General features: G+C 38.0%; 8 protein-coding genes. 6 read left to right on the forward strand and 2 right to left on the reverse strand.

What is annotated here, in order from left to right:
• From Q0L68_RS14510 to Q0L68_RS14525, 4 genes are all read left to right on the forward strand, one after another.
• Positions 1-1,186, forward strand: a 1,186-nt coding sequence (locus Q0L68_RS14510; RefSeq protein ID WP_366938409.1) for an amidohydrolase family protein, incomplete at its 5' end; no start/stop codon positions are given.
• A 174-nt stretch (positions 1,187-1,360) separates the two neighbouring features.
• On the forward strand, positions 1,361-1,936 hold the full coding sequence (locus Q0L68_RS14515; protein ID WP_296704586.1) for a TetR/AcrR family transcriptional regulator: 576 nt from the start codon (positions 1,361-1,363) through the stop codon (positions 1,934-1,936).
• Positions 1,937-1,982: 46 nt separating this feature from the next.
• Positions 1,983-2,438 (forward strand): hypothetical protein, encoded by a 456-nt coding sequence (locus tag Q0L68_RS14520; RefSeq protein WP_296704589.1) that lies wholly within the window; start codon positions 1,983-1,985, stop codon positions 2,436-2,438.
• Between the two features lie 444 nt (positions 2,439-2,882).
• On the forward strand, positions 2,883-3,164 hold the full coding sequence (locus tag Q0L68_RS14525) for a hypothetical protein (RefSeq protein WP_296704592.1): 282 nt from the start codon (positions 2,883-2,885) through the stop codon (positions 3,162-3,164).
• Between the two features lie 57 nt (positions 3,165-3,221).
• Here Q0L68_RS14525 and Q0L68_RS14530 read toward each other — a convergent pair whose 3' ends face one another.
• Entirely contained in the window at positions 3,222-3,596 is a 375-nt protein-coding gene (locus Q0L68_RS14530; RefSeq protein ID WP_296704594.1) for a PIN domain-containing protein, read from the reverse strand.
• A complete protein-coding gene (locus tag Q0L68_RS14535) occupies positions 3,593-3,799 on the reverse strand; it encodes a type II toxin-antitoxin system VapB family antitoxin (RefSeq protein WP_296704598.1) in 207 nt (68 codons plus the stop codon). Before Q0L68_RS14535 ends, Q0L68_RS14530 begins: the two co-directional genes overlap by 4 nt.
• Positions 3,800-3,960: 161 nt before the next feature.
• Here Q0L68_RS14535 and Q0L68_RS14540 point away from each other — a divergent pair, with 161 nt between their 5' ends.
• Both Q0L68_RS14540 and Q0L68_RS14545 read left to right on the forward strand, forming a co-directional pair.
• Positions 3,961-4,761 carry an alpha/beta hydrolase gene (locus tag Q0L68_RS14540; protein ID WP_296704601.1) on the forward strand — a complete coding sequence of 267 codons (801 nt, stop codon included), beginning with the start codon at positions 3,961-3,963 and terminating at the stop codon, positions 4,759-4,761.
• A gap of 37 nt (positions 4,762-4,798) precedes the next feature.
• Positions 4,799-6,190, forward strand: coding sequence for an alpha-L-fucosidase (locus Q0L68_RS14545; RefSeq protein ID WP_296704603.1), 1,392 nt, complete (start codon positions 4,799-4,801; stop codon positions 6,188-6,190).
• The last annotated feature ends 179 nt before the right edge of the window (positions 6,191-6,369 follow it).

Here is a 6,369-nt window from a genome sequence, read left to right on the forward strand (position 1 = left end):
CGTTTTGATTGTTGGTAACAAAATAGCAGATATCAGTTCCTCAACTTTTGAATCTCAAACAAATCTCTTGGTAATAAATGGGCAGGGAAAAACATTAATGCCCGGTTTGATAGACAATCATGTTCATTTGACATTTGGGTCCATGACAATGAAGGAAATGATGACACCTTCATTTAGTCCGGAATTAGTACTACAAAAATCTTCGATCCAAGCGGAAGAAATGTTACTGAGAGGGTTTACTAGTGTACGTGATGCAGGTGGACCAATATTTCAACTAAAAGCCAAAATAGACGATGGAACATTGCTCGGGCCTAGAGTTTGGCCATCTGGAGCGACCGTCAGTCAGACCGCAGGGCATGGGGATTTTAGAACCCCTGAGGAGCAGTCACGAAAATTTTTCGGTCAACCTTCCAAAGCGGAATTATTTCAGGCCACCTTCATAGCTGACGGGAGAAGTGAAGTACTTACAGCAGTTCGCGAAAATCTAAGGTTTGGTGCAAGTCAAATTAAACTGATGGCCGGAGGAGGGACTTCTTCTGCATACGATCCTGTGGACGTGACACAATACACCTTGGATGAAATGAAAGCTGCAGTAGAAGCAGCTGAAGACTGGGGGACTTATGTTACTGTTCACGCTTATACCGTAAGGGCAGTCAGACGTGCCATTGAGGCAGGTGTTAAATGTATAGAACACGGACAGCTTTTAGATGATAAGACTCTCAAACTGATGGCTAAGAAAAATATCTGGCTAAGTCTGCAATACCTTGTGAAAGACACCCCTGACATGGATTCGCTGAGAAGAATAAAAAGAAAACCGGTAATTGAGGGACAGGAAAAAGTGTGGCCTCTCGCTAAAAAATATAAGGTAAAACTTGCTTGGGGGACTGATTTCCTGTTTGAACCCGAACTCAACAAACAACAAAACAATTACATCTTGGAACTGCAAAAATGGTTCAGCAATAGAGAAATTTTGAGAATGGTTACCTATGATAATGCGCAACTCTTAAATCTTTCTGGATTGAGAAGTCCATACCAAGGAAAATTAGGGACTATTGAGACGAATGCTTTGGCAGACCTTATTTTAGTTGATGGCAATCCACTTGAAGATCTGTCTCTGATTGCCAATCCTGCGGATAAATTTCATGTTATCATGAAAGACGGGAAAATTGTTAAGAATATGGAATAGTCCTATCGTTCCAAATAAGCCCAGGTAAAATTGGGGTGATGTCCATTTGCCCGAACCAATTTCACCCAAAGCAAGTTCATATGCTGCAATTAAGGAATTGAATTAAAACGGGCATATGACTATTTTTATGAAGTTTATATACAAACAATTTTTAATCTCAAATCTTAATCTTGCATGATAGAGAATTCGAGTAAGAGAGATTCTTGGATAAAAGAAGGCTACGTAATGTTTGCCTCTGCTGGGCCTGAAGGTTTAAAAATCGAAAGACTATCAAAGCAAGTGAAAAAAAATAAATCTTCCTTTTATCACCATTTTGCTGATTTGGAAGTATTTACCAGCTTATTATTGGACTATCACTTACAGCAAGCCAAACTTGTTTCACAAAAAGAAGCAGCAAGCAAAACCCAAGAAGAACTAGTTCAGGTAATTTTAGATCATAAATTAGATCTTTTGTTTAACAGACAATTGCGAATCCATCGGGAAAATAAGGAATTTGCCAACTGTTTTAATGAAGTGAATAAATTCTCTATTCCTGCGATTATCCCAATTTGGAAGGACATAATTGGACTCCATGATAATTCCTACTTAGCCGAGCTAGTACTTCAACTTAGCCTGGAAAACTTTTTCTTACAGATCACAGCTGAAACGCTGAATGCAAACTGGCTGAATAATTACTTAGATTCTATCCGACATTTTGTAAGCCAATTCGAAAACAAGAAATCCATTTATCCTATAGACGGCAGCGTCTAAAAATCTTGCCCTTTTTGGTTTAGTATGCCTAAAATAAAAAAAGCAGATGAACAAGGAATCAACAAATATCCCATCTTACAGAACCCAAAAGTTTCACAAATTCTATTTAAAAGTTACCGCTATTGTGGTTGGATCATTTGGTCCGATCTTTTTTCTGGGAACAATGGTGGAAACCTCTGAAGCTGCTAGTTGGACCTTGGACTTTTTGAGTTGGCCTTTAGATTATCAGCAAGACTTCCAAAGTCCCACTACCCGATTTCTATCTGCATTAACCGGAGGTTTTCTTTTTGGCTGGGGCGTGATGATTTGGTGTTTATCAGTCTGGGTTTATGATAAATCTCCCGAATTCGTCAGAAAAAGCGTTTTGGCAGGAATTTTATCCTGGTTTGTGTTGGATAGCTTGGGATCTATTTCTTCAGGAAATCCATCCAATGCCATCTTCAATATTTTCGTTTTGCTAATAGCAATAGGGCCGCTTTGGTATTCTGCAAAAGAAAATTGAGATGATTGAGTTTCAAATTTAAGAAGTACTTTTTGGGTAAATATTGAAATTTGAATCCAATATTTTAATAAACAGATAATGAGGCTTTTCTTTATATTTTTGAAGTGATTTATAATGAGACAGGTTACTTTTATCCTAGTTTTGGTTTTTCCATTTCTGACTCAGGCTCAGGATAAACCCCACGAGCTTACCTTTTCCATAGGAGCCATTTATAATAAATCTTCTTCTAAATGGAACTGCACAACAGGTTTAGCTTTTGTTAGAAGGCAATTACTACCTTGACGATAAAATTCGGTTGGGTAAAAATTTGAACCGACTGATTTAGCTAATGGTGAGATCGTTCATCCGAGAAGATGCCAAAGTCAGCACCCGAGATATACAGGAATCAATTCTTTTGCAGAAGGAACAAATTTTCTTTTTAAGTACTATTTAAAAAGAAATTATATGCTAGGCGAACCTAAGTTTGGGAGAAAAAAACGCAGGGAACATACTTATTTGGGTTTTGATATTTTACTCCTATCGCAAAAGCGATACAATATCATTTCCCGTGAGCCCGGAAATTGGTTAGATACTAGAAAGAGGGTTACGGGTTTCGGAGGAGGTTTGCGTATTGGTGCAGTTTTGGGGAAATTTGATGTATCGACTGCCTATACATTTACAGGAAAGCAATTCAGGGATTTTAAAAATTTAAATCTAGCCTATCGCTTCCTTCATATTAAGCTTTAGTAAAAACCAAAAGGTTTGACAATGATTTACAAAATACCTGCCTGAATCATTGAGAATTCAGATCAATTTATCACTTAAATAGCCCTGAATCTTTTTATCCAAGGTCCAGAGTTCAATCCCAAAATTCTGGGCCGAGTAAATTAGAACAGCATCTATTAAACCAATTCCTTTGGAAAGCAGCTTTTCTTTCCTGGAATATTCTCCCGCTTGAAAAATCAATCCAGGTTGATCCAAAACTCTCATTTGCTGGTAAAATTCTGTAATAATGGAATGTTCCCGAGCCGATCTTACTCCCTGCATTAATTCAGCAAAAATCAACTCGAGGGTATAGATCTCCCCATTTTCCATCAGGTCCATCATCGGGTCAAAAATTTCTTTGTTGCCTTTTAGAAACTCAATCCAAACCGAAGTATCAATCAATACCTTTTTCATCTTTGATTAATATCGCGGAGTTGATCAGCTCCATAATAAAACTCAATAGGTTCTGAAGCTATATTTTTGGCTAATTCCACCAATTTCCTTCTAGCCAGATAATCTTTCAACGCAATCTTAATTGCCTCTGTAATATTCTTTGCGCCGGAAGTCTTGACTACTTCTTGAATCATTTCGTCTTCGATTAATGCAGTGATTTTCATGTTATTAAACTTTTTTATAAAAATACGATAATGCATCGTATAAAGTTAAGATCTGGAGAAGTCAATTATTGATCTAGTAATTTTTTTAGTAAAACCTTCCTACCAGTCTAATATTTTTTACTTTTTGTCTATCTTAAAATATCCTCTTCACTCTTTTACCGATGAATACCCCAAAGCTTCTTTTCTTCCTTTCTTTCTATTTTTTACTATCCCTAAGTGCTTTTGCGCAACAAGGAATCTTTGATGCCTATACCATCCGAAACTTCACTTTTCAGGGGCATTCTGCAAAAGTGGTTTTTCCTAACAAAGCTGATGAAAATGGCTATTGGGTTTGGAGAGCAAGGTTCTGGGGCCATGAACCACAATTGGACAAGGCATTACTTGCAAAAGGCTTTCATGTAGTTTATGTAGATGTGGCAGATCTCTACGGAAATGAGGAAGCGGTAAAGATTTGGGATGAGTTCTATGCTTATTGCAGAAAGGAATTTAAGCTAAACCAGAAGGTAGTCTTGGAGGGGATGAGTCGTGGCGGACTAATCATCTATAATTGGGCAGCAAAGAACACCGATAAGGTTTTTACCATTTATGCTGATGCCCCGGTTTGTGATATCAAGAGTTGGCCGGGAGGATTATATGCAGGAAAAGGAAGCCCGAGCGATTGGGAGAAATGCCTGAAGGCTTATGGATTGGATTCCGCTTCTGTTCTTGATTTTAAAGGCATTCCTATCTATAACAGTATTAAAGTCGCTGAAGCCAATATTCCTGTAATCCATGTCTTTGGAGAAGCGGATGAGGTTGTGCCTGTGGCAGAAAACACAGCTATGTTAGCTACAGAATTTAAAAAAGCAGGAGGCACCATAAAGCTAATTGGAAAGCCTGGAGTAGGTCATCATCCTCACAGCCTGGAAGACCCCAGTCCTATTCTGAATTTTATTTTGGAAAGTATTCAGAATTCACATTAACCCAACATTCTTATTTTAACAGTAATTTAAAGCCTAAATGTCATTTAAGAACTTCTTGCTAATCTTTTGCTTATTTACATTTTCAATAAGATTTATTCTTGCCCAAAATCAAGTTCCAATCCCAACTCCAGCTCAGCTAAACTGGCAAAATGCTGAAATGGTTGCGGTCTTTCATTATGACCTTCATGTCTTTGATGGCAAGGTTTATAATCAAGCATATAATCGGATCACCCCAATTCCTGATTACAATATTTTTAATCCCCAAAAACTAGATATAGACCAATGGGTGAAAGCTGCAAAAGACGCAGGTGTCAAAATAGCCATTCTTACAGCCACCCATGAAACTGGTTTTGCGCTGTTTCAAAGTGACTCGAATCCCTACAATATGAAAGCCTTGAAATGGCAGGATGGAAAAGGAGATTTGCTACGAGACTTTAAGTCTTCGTGTGAAAAGTACGGCATACAGGCAGGTGTTTACATTGGTATTCGATGGAATTCCTTCTACGGAATCCATGATTTTATGGTGGAAGGAGAAAGCGACTTTGCTAAAAACCGCCAAGAGCATTACAATACCATGGTAGAAGGCATGGTCAAAGAGATATTCACCAATTATGGAGACTGGGCTATGGTTTGGTTTGATGGGGGCGCCCATGGACCTGAACAAGGAGGGCCAGATGTACTTTCTATTTTTGAAAAATATCAGCCAAAAGGGCTCTTTTATCATAATCTCCAAAGAGCGGATATGCGTTGGGGAGGAAGTGAGTCTGGTACGGTACCCTATCCAAGTTGGGGAACTTTTCCATATCCTTCCATTGGTTCGGGGGAAAGTACACGTGAAGAGATCAGCAAAGACAATTTTGCTTTATTGAAGACAGGTGATCCGGATGGGCCCTATTATATCCCTGCCATGAGCGATGCTCCTTTGAGAGGATTTGGAGGGCATGATTGGTTTTGGGAACCAGAGAGAGACGGAATTATCTACCCTTTGGATAAATTGGTAAACATGTATTACAACTCAGTCGGCCATAATTCCAGTCTGATTTTAGGTCTTACTCCCAATGCTGAGGGTTTATTGCCTCAAGCTGATGTAAATCGGTTAAAAGAATTGGGTGATGAGATAAGTAGAAGATTTGAAAACAAAATCGCCTCCACTTCAGGAGTTGGAGATCAAATCAATCTAAAAATTTCAGGAAAGAAGCCTATCAATCAACTGGTATTAATGGAAGATATTTCCCAAGGTGAAAGGGTAAGAAAGTTTTTAGTTGAAGGAAAAACTAAATCTGGGTGGAAAACCATTTTTGAAGGATCAGTTATCGGACATAAATTCATTCATCAGTTTGAAGAAATGGAAATATCCGAATTGAGGTTAAAAATTTCAGAATCAAAGGGCGAAGCTCAAATAAAGGATTTTAGTGTTTATCAATATTAAGAAAAACTCTAATCCTAGAAACCGCTTATTTCAATCGACTCAACAAAAAAACTAAAGCCAAAAAATTCCCTAAATTGATATTCTAAACCCAAAACCTATTTCAGAATGAAATCACTGAACCTTTTGATCTTTTTATTTTGTGTTATCTATTTTCCTGCTTTTGGCCAAGGAAGTTGCAT

Source organism: Algoriphagus sp. (assembly GCF_024642405.1).
Lineage (GTDB): Bacteria > Bacteroidota > Bacteroidia > Cytophagales > Cyclobacteriaceae > Algoriphagus.